Source organism: Paraburkholderia sp. Clong3 (assembly GCF_050436485.1).
GTDB lineage: Bacteria > Pseudomonadota > Gammaproteobacteria > Burkholderiales > Burkholderiaceae > Paraburkholderia > Paraburkholderia tuberum.
In genome coordinates this window covers 331045-349317 of the sequence record NZ_JBNDMH010000003.1, presented here as the reverse complement: position 1 = coordinate 349317, position 18273 = coordinate 331045, and the positions used below count along the sequence as shown (strand labels likewise).

The 18273-nt window shown below is 62.4% G+C and carries 13 protein-coding genes and 4 pseudogenes; 9 read left to right on the top strand and 8 right to left on the bottom strand.

The features are described from left to right. Positions 1-237: 237 nt before the first annotated feature. The 6 genes and pseudogenes from OKW30_RS25020 to OKW30_RS24995 all read right to left on the bottom strand — a co-directional run. Positions 238-675 (bottom strand): PRC-barrel domain-containing protein, encoded by a 438-nt coding sequence (locus OKW30_RS25020; protein WP_184073693.1) that lies wholly within the window; start codon positions 673-675, stop codon positions 238-240. 187 nt (positions 676-862) lie between these two features. Then, positions 863-1822, bottom strand: coding sequence for a biotin/lipoyl-binding protein (locus OKW30_RS25015; RefSeq protein ID WP_184073694.1), 960 nt, complete (start codon positions 1820-1822; stop codon positions 863-865). Between the two features lie 63 nt (positions 1823-1885). Continuing rightward, positions 1886-2086 (bottom strand): DUF1656 domain-containing protein, encoded by a 201-nt coding sequence (locus tag OKW30_RS25010; protein WP_184073695.1) that lies wholly within the window; start codon positions 2084-2086, stop codon positions 1886-1888. Beyond that, positions 2070-3575 (bottom strand): efflux transporter outer membrane subunit, encoded by a 1506-nt coding sequence (locus OKW30_RS25005; RefSeq protein ID WP_429347899.1) that lies wholly within the window; start codon positions 3573-3575, stop codon positions 2070-2072. The genes OKW30_RS25010 and OKW30_RS25005 overlap by 17 nt, the downstream gene beginning before the upstream one ends. Further along, complete coding sequence (locus tag OKW30_RS25000) at positions 3572-5749, bottom strand: FUSC family protein (protein ID WP_429347898.1); 2178 nt, start codon at positions 5747-5749, stop codon at positions 3572-3574. Before OKW30_RS25000 ends, OKW30_RS25005 begins: the two co-directional genes overlap by 4 nt. Before the next feature lie 243 nt (positions 5750-5992). Next, positions 5993-6337, bottom strand: a pseudogene (locus OKW30_RS24995) (thiamine pyrophosphate-dependent enzyme); the annotation flags it as partial. A gap of 258 nt (positions 6338-6595) precedes the next feature. Here OKW30_RS24995 and OKW30_RS24990 point away from each other — a divergent pair. The 8 genes from OKW30_RS24990 (at position 6596) to OKW30_RS24955 (ending at position 14965) form a co-directional block, all read left to right on the top strand. Continuing rightward, the gene (locus tag OKW30_RS24990) at positions 6596-7312 is read left to right on the top strand and encodes a TetR/AcrR family transcriptional regulator (RefSeq protein ID WP_184073698.1); all 717 of its coding nucleotides are present in this window, start codon (positions 6596-6598) and stop codon (positions 7310-7312) included. A 226-nt stretch (positions 7313-7538) separates the two neighbouring features. After that, positions 7539-8024, top strand: a complete 486-nt coding sequence (locus OKW30_RS24985) for a VOC family protein (protein ID WP_184073700.1) — start codon at positions 7539-7541, stop codon at positions 8022-8024. Beyond that, a complete protein-coding gene (locus tag OKW30_RS24980; RefSeq protein WP_409340071.1) occupies positions 8021-9250 on the top strand; it encodes an FAD binding domain-containing protein in 1230 nt (409 codons plus the stop codon). The genes OKW30_RS24985 and OKW30_RS24980 overlap by 4 nt, the downstream gene beginning before the upstream one ends. Before the next feature lie 100 nt (positions 9251-9350). Beyond that, on the top strand, positions 9351-9689 hold the full coding sequence (locus OKW30_RS24975) for a DUF485 domain-containing protein (protein WP_184073748.1): 339 nt from the start codon (positions 9351-9353) through the stop codon (positions 9687-9689). Continuing rightward, positions 9686-11353: a cation/acetate symporter ActP gene (actP, locus tag OKW30_RS24970; protein WP_429347897.1), complete on the top strand. Its 1668-nt coding sequence runs from the start codon at positions 9686-9688 to the stop codon at positions 11351-11353. Before OKW30_RS24975 ends, actP begins: the two co-directional genes overlap by 4 nt. An 87-nt stretch (positions 11354-11440) precedes the next feature. Beyond that, positions 11441-12523 (top strand): amidohydrolase family protein, encoded by a 1083-nt coding sequence (locus OKW30_RS24965; protein ID WP_260336680.1) that lies wholly within the window; start codon positions 11441-11443, stop codon positions 12521-12523. Positions 12524-12967: 444 nt separating this feature from the next. Continuing rightward, a complete protein-coding gene (locus OKW30_RS24960; protein WP_311540533.1) occupies positions 12968-13912 on the top strand; it encodes a LysR family transcriptional regulator in 945 nt (314 codons plus the stop codon). Between the two features lie 654 nt (positions 13913-14566). Further along, positions 14567-14965, top strand: coding sequence for a helix-turn-helix transcriptional regulator (locus OKW30_RS24955; protein WP_429347896.1), 399 nt, complete (start codon positions 14567-14569; stop codon positions 14963-14965). A 153-nt stretch (positions 14966-15118) separates the two neighbouring features. On the opposite strand, the pseudogene OKW30_RS24950 reads toward OKW30_RS24955, so the two are convergent. Further along, positions 15119-15601, bottom strand: a pseudogene (locus OKW30_RS24950) (alpha/beta hydrolase); the annotation flags it as partial. Here OKW30_RS24950 and OKW30_RS24945 point away from each other — a divergent pair. Continuing rightward, a pseudogene (locus OKW30_RS24945) lies at positions 15571-17463 on the top strand (efflux RND transporter permease subunit); the annotation flags it as partial. The pseudogenes OKW30_RS24950 and OKW30_RS24945 overlap by 31 nt on opposite strands. On the opposite strand, the pseudogene OKW30_RS24940 reads toward OKW30_RS24945, so the two are convergent. Further along, positions 17442-18251 (bottom strand): annotated as a pseudogene (locus OKW30_RS24940) (IS630 family transposase); the annotation flags it as partial. The pseudogenes OKW30_RS24945 and OKW30_RS24940 sit on opposite strands and share 22 nt — an antisense overlap. Positions 18252-18273: the final 22 nt, after the last annotated feature.

Below are 18273 nucleotides of genomic sequence, written 5' to 3'. Positions count from 1 at the left end.
GAGCGTGGACATGGCGTTCGAAGCGGGCATTCGTTGACGAATACCGGCGGCCGGTCCGTCACGATGACAGCCAAAGCGGCTGTCAAAGCAGATGACATTCAGCCCTACCGGCGAGCGATAGCTTGCTATCTGAATAGCATCATGCGCGAGCCCGCGTCAATGGCGGTACTTATTTTTCCTTAAACCTTCCAAAATCATATCGGCGGCGGCCCCGCGCCGCCGCGAAAAGCCCATCTATCAATGGTGGCCGAAATCCTTACGGGCGATCGGAACCGCGCGGACCTTTGCGTACTGGAATACGGGCAACGCCTTGACCACGTCGCGCGTCGCGCCGGCCCAGACGAGCTTGCCGTTCACATAGTCCAGTTGCGACATCGGAATCGCCACGTCGTGCTGCGACACGCCGAGGAACTGGTGAGCCGCCACGATCCCGAACGAAACAGCGTCATCCGGCGCAATGATGATGTCGTGCAGCACGCCGACCTTCTCGCCGCTGTCGTTATAGATGCTGTTGCCGAGCAGGCTCTTCTTGACGCTCCAGCCTTCGATCACGAGTTGCGCCTGCTCGACGCTGATGCCGATCGGCTGCGCGCCCGCGATCTGCGCGTTTGCCTGCTGGCACACCGTGCCGAACGCCGACGCCGCCAGGAATACCAGTGCCCACTTTGCTTTCATGATGATTTTCCCCATGAGATGCGTTGATTGAAAACGGCTGATCGCAATGCGGTGACTGCTTCTAACGTGCTGCTTGCCGCGCTTGCTGACCGATATTCTCAACCCGTTTCGCTCGACATGTTTTCGAATTCGCACGATGGCGTGCATACCTTTTGCATACGCACTGCGATCGGGCGCCGCGCCCGGCTCAGTGGGCACCCTGCGGCCGCAGCGTGACCGTGCAGGTCATGCCCATCGCGAGCTTGACGCCGGCGGGAATCTCGTCGAGGTGAATGCGCACCGGCACGCGCTGGGCGAGCCGCACCCACGTGAAGATCGGATTGACGTCCGCCAGCAGATCGCCGTTGCTGGTCGGGTTGTCGCGGTCGGCAATCCCGCTTGCCAGACTGTCGACGTGCCCCTGAATGTCCTTGCCGCCCGACATCAAGCGCACTACCGCGTGGTCGCCGACATGCACGTGCGGCAGCTTCGTCTCTTCAAAATAGCCGTAAACCCAGAACGAATGCGAGTCGATCAGCGCCATGCGTGCGGTGCCGGCCGTGGCGAAATCGCCGGGATACAGGTTCAGGTTGGTGATGAAACCGTCGGACGGTGCCCGCACTTCGCTGCGCGTGAGATTCAGCACGGCCGTCTGCTGCGCCACCACAGCCGCTTTGACGGCGGCTTCTGCGGCGCCGTAGGCCGCAACGTCGGCGGAATAGTCGGATGCGGACTGTTTGGCGACCGAGGCCGAATCCAGCCGAGTTTCGTCCGAGATCACGTCGCCCGCGAGGTTGGCGCGACGCGCTGCCTCAGCGCGCTTCATGGCGAAGCTGGATTCGCTCGCCGCCATCCGCGCCCTGGCCTGAGCCATTTGCGCCTGAGCACGCAGCAGATCGGCGTCGGCCTGCGCGACCGCGTAGTGAAAGCGCGCCGGGTCGAGCAGGAACAGAATGTCGCCTTTACGCACCAGCTGGTTGTCCTTGACCCGCACTTCGCTCACCAGCCCCGACACGTCGGTGGCGACCTGCACGACCTGTGCGCGCACGCGCCCGTCGCGCGTCCACGGCGCAAACATATAGTCGAGCCACAGCATGCGAACCAGCACGATCGCCACCACGAGAAGCGTGAGCGTGAAACCTGCGCGCAGGATGGATTGCGTTTTCATCTTGGTGACCTGGCGTGAGCGTGAGCAGTCAGTGGATTCATGGGAATGGATGTCCGTCGGGGTTCATCGCCACAACAGCAGCGACGCGCCGCTGAACAGCGCAGCGAACATCGCGGCCCGGAACAGGCTCGGGTGCCACGTCAAGCGATAGAAGCCGAGCCTCGCCAGCACGAGGTCGAGGACGACAAAAAACAGCACGCAGCCCGCGAGAATCGGCAGCAGGCCGGGCACGAGCAATGAAAAGAGGTCAATTTCCCCCGGCATTGGCCACTCCCTGCGCTGCATGATCGGGCGGCGTCGACACGTAGCCGCCGCCCAGATCCTTCATCAGCAGCGCCCATGCATCGAGCCGTTTGGCCTGAATCGCCGCGAGGCTTTCTTCCTGTTGCAACTGTTCGTTCTGCGCCGCCAGCACGTTCAGGAATTCGGTGATGCCGCTGCGATAACCGGTGTCAGCAAGCTGGAAAGATTTGCGCGCCGAATCCAGCGTGTTCTCAACCGATGCCTGCTGCTGCTCGAGCGAGCGCAACGACACCACCTGCGCCGCGACGCCCTGCATCGCGTTCACGATGCTCTGGTTGTACGCGTCCACGGCGGCATCGCGGGAGGCCACCGCGACGCCGTAATTGCCGCGCCGCCGGCCGCCGTCGAAGATCGGCAGCGAGATCGCCGCGCCCACACCGTGGCCCATGCCGTCGCTATTGAGAAAGTTAAAGAAGCCGCCGAAGGTCGCCGCCGACCCCAGCGACGCAGTCGCCAGCAAGTTGATGTCGGGATAGAAATCCGCGTGCGCCGCGTCGATGCCCTTGTCCGCTTCGAGCACGCGCCAGCGCCGCGCCACCACGTCCGCGCGATGCCCGATCAGCTCGGCCGGCAACGATGCCGGCAAAGTCACCGGCACGCTCAGCGCGAGGCTGGGACGGCGCAGCGAATCGCCGTAACCCGGCCCCTTGCTGGCGAGCCCGGCAATGCAGATGCGCTCGAGCGCAAGTTGCTGTTGCGCCTGCTGCACCCGCGTCGTGCTCATCGCGAGTTGCGTCTGCGCCTGGCTGACCTCAAGTCCGCTGCCGACGCCCGCGTGCCAGCGGCGCATCGCGATGTCGAGGATGCGCTGCTGTTCGGTTTGCACGGCACGGTAGACGTCGAGCAGTGAATACTGCAGCGACAACTGGACATAGCTGCGCACCACGGCTGTCTGCAATTCGACCTCCGCGAAACGCGCGTCCGCGGCCGTCGCGTGCACATTGTCCAGCGCGCCTTCGCGAATCGCGCGCGACTTGCCCCACAGATCGAGATCATAGGAAAGGTCCGCCTGGATGCTGTTGCTCCACACCGTCGCGCCGCCCGGCGGCGCCGGGGTCGTGTAGCGCGCATAGCGCCGGCGCTCGAAGCTGCCGCTTGCATCGAGTTGCGGCAACTCGGCGGCGCCGGCGATCTGCGCCTGGAAACGCGCCGCATCGATCCGCACTTCGACCGCGCGCAAGCCGGGATTGCCCTCAGTCGCGTCCTGCACCAGCGTGTCGAGTTGCGGGTCGTTCCATTGACGCCACCAGCCGCCCGCCGGCCATTTCGCGTCGGCTTGCGTGGCGCGCAGCGCGGCGCCTGGATCGAGCGTGGTCGGGTCGATCATCGATTCGTGCGTGTGAATCCCTCCGCTCGTGATGCAGGCCGAGAGCAACAGCGCAGAGGCGAGCGCGGCGGAAAGCGCCCGACAGGTTGCGCGCACAGGCAAGGCCAGACAAGGCGCTTTCATACCTGCACCTCCGGCTTTTGCCACAGCGTCAGGGTCTCGTCACGCAGCGTCAGTTCGGTGAAATGCAGCAGCGCCCGCATCCGGTAGCGCGTGAGCGTCATTGCGTCCACCGCGATGTTTTCGCCGAGCGGCAGCATGTCCAGCGCGCGCCGCGTCGCTGTCAGCGCGCCCTCGGCGGCCTGCGGCGTGGCCGCCGTGAACACCTCGGCGAGCGCCGCCAGCCAGGCGTCCTGCTCCGCGGGCCAGCCCGTCGGCAACGCCGCGCCGAGTTCGTGCGTATCGAGACGCATCTGGATCATCGAACGGCCGATCTCCAGCGCGGCGAACGCCCAGCCGATCAGATGATCGCGATTCACGCGCGCGTCGGCCGGTGCCGACGCGATCTGCAGGATGAAATCCCGCAGGCTCAGTTCGAATGCGTACAGCAGGTCGTCGAGGTCGGCCTCGCGCGCGTCGTGCGTAATCAGTCCACGAATCTGCTTCATGTACTGCGCCGAGATCCAGTCGCCCGCGCGCGGCACGAGAACCGAGAACGCGACGGCGGCCACCGCGATACCGCACAGCAGCGCAAAGCCGGTGTCGAGATACGCGCTCGGGTTGTAGACCGTCGGATTGGTGATGCCGACAGTGAAACAGAAATAGAGGCTGAAGCCGAGCCCCAGAATCGCCGTCTTCGCGAACGTGTTCATATAACTGCCGACCATCACGACGATCGCCATCGACGCAGCCAGCAATTCGAACGTATCGATACGCGGCAGAATGAAGAAATTTAGCGCGAAACCGGCGAGCCAGCCACCGAGGCAACCGCCGAAAATCTGCCAGCTCGCGACCGCGGGATTGGGCGCGAGCGCGAACAGCGCACTCGTAATCGCCACCGCGACGATCGCGGTCGCACCGCCCACCCAGCCTGACGCGATCCACGCCGCACCGACCACGAGCACGGCCACCGCCGCGCGCGCGCCAGCAATCGTCGCGGACGTGCGGTTGGCGCTCGCGCGCGTTCGGCCGATGCGGCTGATCGCCTGAAGCACCGATTGCGGCCACGGCAGACGGCCGACCGTGCGTGCGTCCACGTAGCTTCGGCACATCACCCGCAGATCGGCGATCGAAAAGAACAGCGCGGCACCTGTGGTCGCAACGAACTGACGCTGATGCGGCGAGAGATCCGCAAGGGATTGCAGCAGGCGGCCCAGGTGCGCGGGCAAATCCCGCTCGAAAGCGCCGAGTTGGCGCGACAAAGTCCCGACCTGTTCCGTCGTGATTAGCCCCGATTGCGCCTCGTTCGGCACAATGGCGAGCAAGCCGTCGATCATTTCATCGGCTGCGGCGAGCGCGCGCGGATCGGCTTCGGCGGCGACCCTTGCCTTCAATTGATGCAGCGCATGAATCCACGTGACGGTGTCGAGAAAGCTCCGGTCGAGGTCGAGATAGACATGGTTGTGCAAACGGATCGACGGGTCCTCGAACACCGCCCCGCTGCGCAGACTTTCGACGCCGACTCGCTCGCGAATCAGAACGAGAAACGTGTCGAAACCAGCGACGCTCGTCGCACGGTCGAGCATCGTGTGCATCGCATTCAACAGGTCCGTGAAATTCTTGCGACTCGACGCATAGAGCTCAGGCACGACCGAGCGTGGGAACACCACCGCACTGATCACGCATGCACATGCCACGCCGATCACGACCTCGCTGACGGTGAACACGACGTTGTCGTAGACGCCGTAGGGATTGGACCAGACCGGTATCGCCGTGATCGCCGTGCCGTACCCGGTCAGCACGAAACCGTACGACTGGAAACTGCGGTAGTACGAGGCGCCGAACACACACACGCCGATCCATACGGCCAGTACGCCGAGAAATAGCAGCGGCTGCTGAGGAAAAAACGTGATGAGCAATAGCCCTGCGAAGCTGCCGCACACCATGCCCAGCCCACGATAGAAACCACGCGCGATCACCATGCCGCTTTGCTGATGCATCATCACGATGACGCAGGAGACCATCGCCGTGGCCGGCGTGCGCACTTCGAGGCGCATGCAGAGGCCCATCGCGAGCGTCATCGCGATCGCCACCTTCGCGATATGCCGGAAGCGTGGGCCATCGTCCATCCAGTAGGTCTTGAGCTCCTCCCGCCATCGAGGCAGGGCGGCGCTGCTGGCATCTGCTTGCGGGGTCATAGGGTTCTCGTCTGTCGCTCGTCATGCACTCGTGGGCAGACACGCAGGCACCCTGGCCTCGTGATTACCGCGCTATTTGCTAGGTATAGTCTGCGACAGGAGGAATGGCCGGCTTTGCGGATTCGCACGCTTTTTGCACATGCGCTGGGTGGTGAATGTAGTTGATGCGCCGCCTGCGAGCGCCGTTCGGGCGGGCGCCCGGGATTCCGGGCGCCCTGACATGCCGCAACCGTCCTCGCGCGGTTAGCGCAAGTTGGTGCGCGCCAGTTCGACGATCTCGTCGCCGCGTCCGTTGAGGATCGCGCGCAGCATATAGAGGCTGAAGCCCTTGGCCTGGGCGAGTTCGACGGAGGGCGGCATCGCGAGCTCGTGCTTGGACGTGACGACGTCCACGAGCGCCGGGCCAGGATGGTCGAACGCCTGCTTCAGCGCAGCCGCCACATCTTCCGATTCCTCGACGCGGATGCCGAAAATGCCCGCGCCCTTCGCGATTGCCGCGAAGTCAGTCTTGGCGAGATCGACGTTGCTGTCGAGGTAGCCACCCGCCTTTAACTCCATCGAGACGAAGCCGAGCAGGCTGTTGTTGAAGCAACTGCGCCCCTGCGCATGCCGGAGTGCGCCGAGGCTGGTCGCCGCGCGCAACTGAAACGAACGGCATCCTTGCACGAGCGCCCAGTCCAGCGCCGCGACAGACAGGCGTCTGCGTGCCGCACCACCATCCTGGACAACCCGTCGCGACGCGCGTTTCACACGCACTGCGCCAGCGAACGATACCGCCGCGTCGCCTAGCCAGACCAGGCTAATCTTTGTATGATGCGTCCCAATATACTGGGTACTCAACAAGCCATGCCGAGAAAAGTACGGACGGTCGAGACAGCGCAGAGCGAGATGCATGAGCACGAGAAGCCCGTCACGCGCCGGCTCGCGCCTGAAGTACGGGAACGCCAGATCGTGCTGAAGGCGGTCGACCATTTCGCCACGCATGGCTTTTCCGGCAGCACCCGCGAACTCGCGCGCCAGCTCGGCGTGACACAGCCGCTTCTGTACCGCTACTTTCCCAGCAAGGAAGCATTGATCGACCGTGTGTACGAAGAGGTCTATCAATGGGACTCGAGTTGGGAACGCCTGATCAGGGACCGCTCGGTTCCAATCCAGGAACGTATGGTCAGGTTCTACTCGTCGTATTCCGAGGTGATCTTGCGACGCGAGTGGATCCGGATCTTCATCTTCGCCGGCTTGACGCGTGAAGGCATCAACTCCAAATATCTGGCTCGGCTGCGTGAGCGCGTCTTTCTGCCGGTCATGGCGGAAATCCGCTCGGCCTACGAGCTGCCCGCGCCCACCGGCGCGAAACAACGCGAAATCGATCTGGAGCTGATCTGGAGTCTGCACGCGAGCATCTTCTATCTCGGCGTGCGAAAATGGATCTACGGCCTGCCGGTGACGGACGACATCGAAGACCACATCGCCCGTCAGGTCGACGCATTTCTCAACGGCGTGCCCGCCGCGCTCGGGCACGCTTCGAAAGAGTTCGCCCGCGCGAAAACCAGCTCCAGGGCCTGACTCCGGCCCACCGCGCGGTCCGCATGGCTGCCCGCGCCGGACTCCGCGCCACACCTCGTAGCAACGCCGGCCAGCGGGCCGGCCGTCCCTTTCCGCTCTCATTGCACTCGTGCCGCCCGCGTATTTCAGGGTAAACACCTGCGATACGCCGCTTTCTCCTGCTCGTGCATTCACCTACAATTTATCCATCGATCACTAATCGATCGATAAATAGCAGGAGTCGAAGATGCCCGTTACAAAACTTGCCCACTACTCGATTCGCACCACCGATCTCGAGCAATCCTGCCGCTTCTACGAGCGGATCCTCGGTTTCAGGCAGGGCTACCGTCCGCCCTTCGACTTTCCGGGCGCATGGCTCTACAAAGGCGGCGATGAAGCCGACTTCGGCACGGTCCATATCATCGGTACCGATCCGAACAATCCCGCCGGACTCACCGCATATCTGGGCGACAAGACGTTGCCCACGAGCGGAACCGGCACCGTCGACCACATCGCGTTTCTCGCCACCGGCGTCGAAGCAATGTGGGACACACTGAAGGCCGCAGGCATCGCCTGGCGCGATCGCACGGTGCCGAGCCTCGGCCTGCATCAGGTGTTTATCGAAGACCCGTCCGGCGTGACCGTCGAACTCAACTTCCCCGCCGAAGAAATCAGCCGCCACACCGAAGCACAAGCGGCCATCGCACAATCCGCCATCAACGCAGGAGAATGACCATGACCCAAAGTTCTGCGCGTAAAAGGGCGATCATCGTCGGCGGTTCGCTGGGCGGGCTGTTCGTGGCCAATCTGCTGGTGCGCAACGACTGGGACGTCGACGTGTTCGAACGCGTTCCGGATGAACTGGCCGGGCGCGGCGCCGGCATTGTCACGCACCCCGAACTATTCGAAGCACTCGCGGCAGCCGGTATCGAATGTGACGACTCGATCGGCGTCAAGGTGCAGTCGCGCGTGACCTTCGCCCAGAACGGCGACGTGCTGTCCGAGCGCGATCTGCCGCAAACGCTGACCGCGTGGGGCAAGATGTACCACGTCTTGCGCGCCGCGCTTCCGGATGTTCATTACCACGCTGGGGGCACGGTCGCCTCGGTGCAGGACGGTCCCGATCAGGCGGTCGTCACGCTCGGCGACGGTACGGTACTGCATGCCGACATCGTGATTGCGGCAGATGGTTTCAAGTCGTCGATTCGTGAGCGTTTTCTGCCTGACGTCAGGCTTCAATACGCCGGTTATATCGCATGGCGTGGCCTCGTCGACGAAGCCGCGCTGTCGCGCGAAACCCGCGAAGCGCTGTTCGAGAAGTTCGCGTTTTGCCTGCCGCCGCGCGAGCAGATTCTCGGCTATCCGGTTGCCGGCCAGGGCAACAGCACGACGCCGGGCGAGCGCCGCTACAACTTCGTCTGGTATCGCGCGACCAGCGAAGAAATTCAGTTGCCGAACCTGCTGACCGATGCAGCCGGCAAGCGCTGGGTAGGCGGCATTCCGCCCACACTGATTCGCCAGGACGTACTCGCCGACATGGAAGACGCGGCGCTCACGCTACTCGCGCCGCAATTCGGCGAAGTCGTGACCAAGGTCGCGCAACCGCTCTTCCAGCCCATCTTCGATCTCGAAGTACCGCAGATGGCGTTCGGCCGGATCGCCTTGCTTGGCGATGCCGCATTCGTCGCGCGGCCGCATTGCGGCATGGGCGTGACCAAGGCAGCCAGCGACGCCATGGCGCTCGTCAAGGCGCTCAATGCGCACAGCGGCGTGCAGGACGCGCTCTCGGACTACAGCAATGAACGCACCCAGGTGGGCGCAGCAATCGTGCAGCACGCACGCCATCTCGGCGCGTACATGCAGGCGCAATTGAAAAACGAAGTCGACCGTGAAATGGCCGAGCGCTATCGCACGCCGGACGCCGTGATGCGCGAAACCGCGGTACCTGCGCGCTTCTGATATTCATTGCAGTGACGGCAGCTCCGAGCGGCTGTTGCTGCACCAAAGAGAAGCCGTTTCGAAAGGAGACAAAGTGGAACATGGCGCCCCAACCTATTCGATGAGCGCGCAGTACGCCGCCACCGACCCGCCGCCGCCCGCGGCGAATCCACTGCTCGACGATCCGCGCTTTCGCACGCTCGTCCGCAAGCGCCGCACCTTCTCGTGGATCCTCACGGTCCTGATGCTGGCCGTGTACTTCGCCTTCATCCTCACGCTTGCGTTCGCGCCGGGGCTGCTCGGCCGGCCGATTGTCGAAGGTTATCCCGCGACATGGGGCATTCCAGTCGGCTTCGGCATGTTCGTCTTCACGTTCGTGCTGGTCGCGGTTTATGTAGCGCGCGCCAACACCTTGCATGACCACGCCGTGAATGAAATCCGGCAAGGAGTACAGCAATGAAACGACTTTCTCATTCGCGCAGTCCGCTCGTCAGCGCAATGTTGTCTGGCGCTTTCAGCGCGTTCATCGCATTGCCGGCCGCTGCCGCCGAAAGCGCGGCGCCGACGCGCTCGCACAATCCGATCGCAATCGGTATGTTCCTGCTGTTCGTCGCGTCGACGCTGTTCATCACGCGCTGGGCGGCGAAGAAGAACAACAGCGTATCCGACCACTACGCGGCAGGCGGCAAGATCACCGCGTTCCAGAACGGCTGGGCAATCGCGGGTGACTATATGTCCGCTGCATCCCTGCTCGGCATTTCCGCGCTCGTCTTCACGAGCGGCTATGACGGCCTGATTTATTCGATCGGCTTTCTCGCCAGTTGGCCGATCATTCTGTTTCTGATCGCCGAGCCACTGCGCAATCTGGGCCGCTATACGCTCGCCGACGTGGTGTCGTACCGGTTGCAACAACGGCCGATTCGCGCCTTTGCCGCATCGAGTTCGATCGTGATCGTGCTGCTCTATCTGGTCTCGCAGATGGTCGGCGCCGGCAAGCTCGTCGAATTGCTGTTCGGCTTCAACTACACGGCTGCCGTGGTCATGGTCGGCGTGTTGATGGTGGTGTACGTGTTCTTCGGAGGCATGCTCGCCACCACGTGGATCCAGATCATCAAGGCAGCGCTTTTGCTGGCGGGCGCCGCGTTCATGGGATTCATGGTCATGAGCCGCTTCGGCTTCAGCATGAATGCGCTGTTCTCGCAGGCAATTCTCGCGCACCCGAAACATGCGGCGATCATGAGCCCGGGCGGTCTCGTGTCGGATCCGGTGTCCGCTGTCTCGCTCGGTCTCGCGTTGATCTTTGGCACGGCGGGCCTGCCGCACATCCTGATGCGCTTCTTCACGGTGGGCGACGCCAAAGCCGCTCGCAAGAGCATTCTGTACGCAACGGGGATTGTGGGCATCGGCTACGCGCTGATCATCATCATCGGCTTCGGCACGATCGCGCTGGTGGCTACCGATCCGCAATACCACATCGCCTCGGGCGCGGTGATCGGCGGCGTGAACATGGTGGCGATCCATCTGGCGCATGCAGTGGGCGGCAACGTGTTTCTCGGCTTCATCTGCGCAGTGGCGTTCTCGACGATTCTCGCGGTAGTTGCCGGATTGACGCTCGCCGGTTCCTCGGCGGTTTCGCACGATCTGTACGCCAACGTGATCCGGCGCGGCGCCGCCACGGACCGCGAAGAAATGCACGTATCGCGGATCACCACGCTCGTGCTCGGCGTGCTCGCGATTCTGCTGGGCATCGCATTCGAGAAGCAGAACATCGCGTTCATCGTAAGCCTGACTTTCTCGATCGCGGCCAGCTCGAATTTCCCGGTGCTGCTGCTCTCGATCTACTGGCGCGGACTGACCACGCGCGGCGCGGTGATCGGCGGCTCGCTCGGTCTGATCTCGGCGGTGACCTTGACTATCCTCAGCCCGACCGTCTGGGTCCAGGTGCTCGGTCACGCGCATGCGATCTATCCGTACGAATATCCCGCGCTGTTCTCGATGATCGTCGCCTTCGCCGGCGTGGTGTTTTTCTCGATCGCCGACACCTCGGCACGCGCAGCCCGCGAACGTGCGTTGTACGGCAACCAGCTCGTCGACTGCGAACTCGGCATGGTCAAGCACGGCTGACACCCGACATTCGAAACCTATAACGGAGACTGACGCATGGACTGCAGTTGCTGTATTTCACCGAAGCGCCGGCGCTTGCTCCGAACGATGGCCGCACTCGCCGGCGGCCTCGCCTCGGGCGTGCCGGCCACGGCCGCCACCACGAATCCCGCCGCAGGCGTTGCAGGCAAAGCCGGCGCCGCGGGCAAAGGCCGCTCGATCGATATTCACGCGCACTACTACCCCGACAGCTATTGCGAACTGGTGGGCAGCGAAGGCGCAAAGTTCGGCGGCAAATTCACGTGCGACGCAACCAGCTTCAGCTTCCAGACGCCCGCCGGCGGCCTCGGCCCCCTGCCGCTGAAGTTCATCAAGATCGACGAACGGCTCGCCGACATGGACGCCTCCGGTGTCGATATGCAAGCGCTGTCGTTGAGCGTGCCGATGGTGTACTGGGCCGACCGCGCCTTCAATGCAAAACTCGCGAGAACGTGGAACGCGTCGGCATCCGCGATACATGTGCAGTATCCGAACCGTTTCGTCGTGCTGGCCACGCTGCCGATGCTGAACGCGCACGACGCGATCGACGAACTCGAACGCGCATCCGGGTTGCCGGGCGTGCGCGGCGTCTACATGGGGACCAACATCAACAACCGGGATCTCGACGACCCGCTGTTCGAGCCGGTCTTCGCACGCATCGAACAACTGGACCTGCCGGTGTTTCTGCATCCGCAGCAGACGGTCGGCGGCGCGCGACTCGGCGACTACTACCTGAGCAACCTGCTGGGCAATCCGTTCGACACTGCGATTGCCGGCTCGCATCTGATCCTCGGCGGCGTGATGGACAGGCATCCGAAGCTGAACATCACGTTGCCGCACGCCGGCGGCGCATTACCGATCCTGATGGGCCGCATCGACGCAGGCTGGACGGTGCGCCCCGAAACGCGGCGGCTCGCACAGAAGCCGAGTAGTTACCTGCGCCGCTTCAATTACGACACGGTTTCCCATTCCGGTCCCGTGCTCGACTTTCTGATCCAGAACATCGGCATCGACCGGCTGGTGCTCGGCAGCGACTACTGCTTCGACATGGGCTACGAGCAGCCGGTCACTTTCCTCGATCGCCTCGACCTTCCGTCCGAGCAAAAGAATCTGATTCTCGGCGGCAATGCGGCACACCTGCTGAAGATTTAACGCAGATCGCCCGCCCCTGCGACGGCGGGCATCTGTTCGATTACCGAGGCGGGAAACATGGCGGCGGCATTCGCCGGCGTGCTGATTTTATTAATTGTCCTGAGGCGGGATGCACCCGCCAGTTCGTACAGGCATCATTCGGCGGTGACACGCCAAGGTTCGACCCAACGGAAAGCCACCTTCAAAGGCCCACGGCTCGCGCAATCGTTCGGACCGGGTTCGCCATGACGCGTCAACGGCCGGCGTTTTCCTCCTGCCTCCTGCCAACCGTCGCGAACCCCTATACGTGCGGATGAGAAGCGTGAATGCATGAGTGACAGCGCTAGCCCAATGTAGGGCTAGCGCAAGGCCGCCGCGGATCGTATTGTTTCCACATCAGGCAAGACGTGTTGTCGGAATCAACCCGATCAAGAGGTAACAGCGGCTATGGACAGAATCTTCAGCATGCGCGTGTTTTCGCGAGTCGCGGAAACCGGTAATTTCAGCGCAGTTGCCAAACATATGGACTGCAGCGCCGGTAATATTTCACGCGCCGTGGTATCGCTCGAAGAGCATCTCCACACGCGACTCCTGCAGCGCACCACGCGCAGCGTCTCACTCACCGAGTGTGGCGAGCGCTATTACCAGCGCTGCAAGAAAATCCTCGCCGATATCGACGACGCCGATGCGGAAGCGAGCGACGCGCACACGCTGCCGCGCGGCAAATTGCGGGTGCATGCCGTGCCCGACATCGGCCTGAAACAGTTGACGTCCACTATTGTCGAATACCGGCACGCCTTTCCCGCGGTGTCGGTTGATCTGAAACTGCTGCCGCATATGGCGAATCTGATCGAAGACGAGTTCGACGTCTCGATCGTGTCCGCTTCGTCGTTACCGGATTCGCGCAATGTGAGCCGGCTGATCGGCCGGTGCGAGCGTATTCTGGTCGCCGCGCCGGACTACCTCACGCGGCATCCGATCCGCACCATCGCCGATCTGCCGAACCACGCGCTCATGCAAACCAGTTCGTCCTTCGATCCGCCCGCCGAGTGGCCGTCCGAGCTTGCCGGCGATGCCGTGGGTGAAACGGAGCCGGCCGGGCATTTCGTCGTCAACAATATGCAGGCATTGCGGGTTGCCCTGCTGGCGGGCGCCGGCGTGGGCGCCGTGCCGACCTATTCGGTTGTGGACGAACTCAGGGAAGGCAAACTGGTTCAACTGTTTCCAGAGTATCCGCTTCAGACCACCAATGTGTTTGTGGTTTATTCGTCCCGTCAATTCGTCGATGCGAAGATAAAGACCTTCGTTGAATTTCTGGTCGTGGCTCTCAAACAGAAAATCGATTTGCGAATTACGAATCTGGCGCCGGCGGCCGTGCACACACCCGCTCAACTGGCGCTTCAGCCTTGAAGGACAAGGCTCTGCGAAAACCGCCGAGTTAAATTATCGCTTGCAACGTCCAAACCTGAACGAAAATTAATAACCCTCGTAAATAATTTCCGAGATAATCGCGGTACTCCGCTGGTTATTACCATCTCTTGATTTTGGCAACGCGAACGGGCTTGTGAATTTAGCGCGACGACAGAGGTGACGGATCATGTTGAACCTTACAGAAACTTCAAACGGCACGGCCGCCCGAAAGAAAGACTCGCTTGGATGTCTTTCTAATCAGTTGCATAAAGACATTGAACTCGAGGCAGGCGACTTCACGTTTTATCGCAAGTGCCGCCGCGAAGAGAAAACCAGCGAAGTAGCCACGCCCGCCTCCGATCGAGGCTTCCTGATCGGCGTGTCGCTCACTGCCGGCCACCGCCGGCGCATCATGTCAGGCGCACGCTCGGCATTGCACGACTTCGAGAAAGACTCGGTCTACATCCGCAAATTCGAAGAGGACTACCGTGCCGATCTGCACGGCTCATTCGATTTCGTGCTGGTGGAGTTTTCACGCGTCTTTATCGCGAACACCGGCTACGAGCGAAACGGTTCGACCATCAGAGGCTTTTCCACGCGGCCGGGTCACAAGGACGCCATATTCGGCCATCTTGCGCAGGTGCTCGCACTCAAGTGGCCAGACCGGGCCGGCGGCTTTCGAGTCTGCACGAAGCGCGCGGCAAAGACATACTGCTCGCGAAGACCCACGGCAATGTATCACTCGAAGAGATCGCGAGCGCCTGCAATCTGTCGCGCAGCTACTTCAATCGCGCGCTTCGCGAGACCACCCATTGCACGCCGCATCAGTGCTTGCTGGAGCAGCGCATCGAACGCGCACGCCGTCTGCTGCGCACATCCGATTCGTCGTTGTCCGAAATCGCGATCGCATGCGGCTTCACCGATCAAAGCCATTTCACGCGAACCTTCTCGCAACTGGTCGGCACGCCGCCGGGCAACTGGCGCCGGCACGGCGGCAACTGGGTCTCGCACCAGACACGGCTTGAACACGGCGGACTCCAACCACGCCGATAGACTTTCCTGCAAAGCATCGCACTCGACTGCGCGTTTCCGCCGATGGCGACCCGCTTGCAGAGCAGCCTGCAAAGCCCACACGCAAGCGGGCCACGAAACAACGCGAATCACACACGCCGACGACTACCGCAACGGCGCCGCCGGCCTGCTTGGTTACGACTTGATGAACTCCAGCAGGTCCGCGTTCACGCGGTCCGCGTGCGTCGTGCACATACCATGCGGCGCACCTTCGTAAATTTTCAGCTTCGCATTCGGCATGATTTTCGACGACAGTTTGCCGGAGTCGTCGAGCGGCACGATCTGATCGGCGTCGCCTTGCAGCACTAGTGCCGGCACCGTCACCTTCTTCAGATCTTCGTTGAAATCGGTTTCCGAAAACGCCTTGACGTAGTCGTAGAGACCCTTGATCGAACCGAGCATACCGATCTGCCAGAACGAATCGATCGTGCCTTGCGACACCTTTGCATCCGGACGATTGAAACCGTAGAACGGCACGGCCAGATCCTTGAAGAATTGCGAGCGGTTATTCTGCACGCTCTCGCGAATACCGTCGAACACCGAAATCGGCAGACCACCCGGATTCGCTTCCGTCTTCAGCATGATCGGCGGCACTGCCGAGACCAGCACGGCCTGGGCTGCCGAACGCGCTGGTCATCACTCCGCTGTCGGATCAGTCGGTGTTCGTGAAGTCGGCGATCACCGGTGTGGTGCGCGAGGCAATGATCGCGGCGTGCCTCACAGCCGTGATGATCCTGCTGTTTCTGGGCAGCTGGCGCGCCACGCTCATCATCGCCGTGTCGATTCCGCTTGCCGTGCTGACCTCACTGATCGCACTGTCCGCGCTGGGCGAGACCATCAACATCATGACGCTAGGCGGCCTCGCGCTGGCGGTCGGCATTCTCGTCGACGACGCCACCGTGGCGATCGAGAACATTACCCATCACATCGAGAACGGCGAGCCCTTGCACGATGCAATCCTGAATGGATCGGGCGAAATCGCCGTGCCGACCTTCGTGTCGACCTTGTCGATCTGCACCGTGTTCGTGCCGATGTTTCTGCTCTCCGGCGTGGCGCACTATCTGTTCGTGCCGCTCGCCGAGGCGGTGGTGTTCGCGATGTGCGCGTCGTACTTCTTCTCGCGCACACTGATCCCGACCCTCGCGATGTATCTGATGCGCGCGCCATCGAAAGACGTAAAAGCCGCGCAGGGACGCTTCGGCGCGCTCGTCCGGTTTCAGGCGGCCTTCGAACATCGCTTCGAAAAGCCGCGCGGACGGTATCGCAATGTGCTGCAAGGAGCGATTGCTCATCGCGGCCGCTTCATTTGCATTTTCCTCGTGCTGTGTTTCAGCTCGCTCGCGCTGATCCCGTTCGCGGGCCGCGACTTCTTTCCCGCAGTCGACACCGGCGAAATCCGTCTGCATCTGCGCGCGCCCACTGGCACCCGCATCGAACAGACCGTCCGCATTACCGACGAAGTCGAAGCGACGATCGCCAGCGTGATTCCCAAGCAGGATCAGGCGGCAGTGCTCGACAACATCGGCGTGCCGGTGAGCGGCATCAATCTGACCTACGACTCGTCCGACCCGATCGGCCCCGAGGACGCCGACATCATGCTGACGCTGAAACACGGCATCGGCCCGACTTCTGGTTATGTCGCAAAGCTGCGCAACGTGCTGAACGCGTCGTTTCCCGGTGTGACCTTCTCGTTCCTGCCGGCCGATATCGTCAGCCAGATTCTCAACTTCGGCCTGCCCGCGCCAATCGATATCCAGATTGTCGGCAACAAGCTCGACGACAATCGCGTCGTGACGGATCGCCTGCTGGCGAAACCGCGCAGCGTGCGGGGTCTTGTCGATGCACGCATCCAGCAGCCGGGCGACGAACCCGCGATCGACGTCGACGTCGATCGGACGAAGGCCATTCAGGCCGGCCTCACTCAGCGCGACGTCGCGCAGAATCTGCTGATCGCGCTATCTGGCAGCTCGCAAACCACGCCGAACTTCTGGCTCGATCCGAAGAATGGCGTGAGCTATCCGCTGATGGCCGAAGTGCCGCAGTACGACATTCACTCGCTGCAAACCCTCGCGAACATTCCGGTTACGACATTCGGCCTCACTACAGGCGCGCAGAATCTGCTCGGCACGCTCGGCATGATGTCTCGCAGCACGCAGCAGGCCGTCGTCTCGCACTACAACGTGCAACCGGTGCTCGACATCTTCGCTTCGACACAAGGGCGCGATCTGGGCGGCGTCGCAACAGACGTGTCGAAGCTCGTCGACGAAGCGCGTGCGCAATTGCCGCCCGGTTCGTCGATCGTGATTCGCGGCCAGGTGCAGTCAATGAACGAATCATTCGGCGGCCTCGAGGCCGGCCTTGTGTTCGCTATCGCGCTCGTCTATCTGCTGATGGTGGTGAACTTCCAGTCGTGGCTTGACCCGCTGATCATCGTGAGCGGCCTGCCCGGCTCGCTCGCCGGCATCTCGTGGATGCTGTAGTTGTTTACGATGCAGTGCACGTCGAGTTCAGCCGGTACGGCCTTGTCGATTTCGCGCAGAAACGACAGGAACTCCTGATGCCGATGACGCGGCTTGCAGGTGGCGAGCACTGCGCCGTTGAGTACGTTCAGGGCGGCGAACAGCGTGGTGGTGCCGTGACGAACGTAGTCATGGGTAACGCCTTCGACGTAACCGAAACCCATCGGCAGCATGGGTTGCGTACGTTCGAGGGCCTGACACTGGCTCTTCTCGTCCACGCACAGTACCAGCGCGTTCTCCGGTGGGCTCAGGTACAGGCCGACCACGTCGCGCACTTTCTCGATGAAGAATTGATCGGTCGAGAGCTTGAAGCTTTCGCTGCGATGCGGTTGCAGGCCCAGCAGCTTGAAGTAGCGGTGCACACTCGTCGGCGAGATAGCCGTTTCGGCGGCGATCGTGCGCACGCTCCAGTGCGTGGAGCCATCCGCTGGCTTGGTGTGCAGGGTCTTGTGAATCAGTTGAGCCAGGCGCTCATCGTCAATCGTGCGCGGCTTGCCGGGACGCACTTCGTCATGCAGCCCGTTGATGCGATGCTCCAGGAACCGGATACGCCACTTGCCCACCGTGGCACGCGTGATCTGAAGACGCTGGGCAATTGCGCTGTTGGGTTCCCCGGCAGCAGCAGCCAGCACGATGCGCGCACGCGTCACCAGCGCCGCCGAAATCGAGCGCGAACGCGCTATCGAAGTCAGTTGCGAGCGCTCATCTTCACTCAATACCAGGTCGGCCTTCGGTCGTCCCATGGGCATGCTGGTATCTCCCGTTCCGTTG

What these genes read in the sequence shown, in the direction of transcription:
- OKW30_RS25005 (WP_429347899.1), bottom strand. Translation starts at nt 3,575, where the DNA reads ATGAAAGCGCCTTGTCTGGCCTTGCCTGTGCGCGCAACCTGTCGGGCG.
- OKW30_RS24975 (WP_184073748.1), top strand. Translation starts at nt 9,351, where the DNA reads ATGAGCGCGCAGTACGCCGCCACCGACCCGCCGCCGCCCGCGGCGAAT.
- OKW30_RS24965 (WP_260336680.1), top strand. Translation starts at nt 11,441, where the DNA reads ATGGCCGCACTCGCCGGCGGCCTCGCCTCGGGCGTGCCGGCCACGGCC.
- OKW30_RS24990 (WP_184073698.1), top strand. Translation starts at nt 6,596, where the DNA reads ATGCCGAGAAAAGTACGGACGGTCGAGACAGCGCAGAGCGAGATGCAT.
- OKW30_RS25015 (WP_184073694.1), bottom strand. Translation starts at nt 1,822, where the DNA reads ATGAAAACGCAATCCATCCTGCGCGCAGGTTTCACGCTCACGCTTCTC.
- OKW30_RS24980 (WP_409340071.1), top strand. Translation starts at nt 8,021, where the DNA reads ATGACCATGACCCAAAGTTCTGCGCGTAAAAGGGCGATCATCGTCGGC.
- OKW30_RS25000 (WP_429347898.1), bottom strand. Translation starts at nt 5,749, where the DNA reads ATGACCCCGCAAGCAGATGCCAGCAGCGCCGCCCTGCCTCGATGGCGG.
- OKW30_RS25020 (WP_184073693.1), bottom strand. Translation starts at nt 675, where the DNA reads ATGAAAGCAAAGTGGGCACTGGTATTCCTGGCGGCGTCGGCGTTCGGC.
- actP (WP_429347897.1), top strand. Translation starts at nt 9,686, where the DNA reads ATGAAACGACTTTCTCATTCGCGCAGTCCGCTCGTCAGCGCAATGTTG.
- OKW30_RS25010 (WP_184073695.1), bottom strand. Translation starts at nt 2,086, where the DNA reads ATGCCGGGGGAAATTGACCTCTTTTCATTGCTCGTGCCCGGCCTGCTG.
- OKW30_RS24985 (WP_184073700.1), top strand. Translation starts at nt 7,539, where the DNA reads ATGCCCGTTACAAAACTTGCCCACTACTCGATTCGCACCACCGATCTC.
- OKW30_RS24960 (WP_311540533.1), top strand. Translation starts at nt 12,968, where the DNA reads ATGCGCGTGTTTTCGCGAGTCGCGGAAACCGGTAATTTCAGCGCAGTT.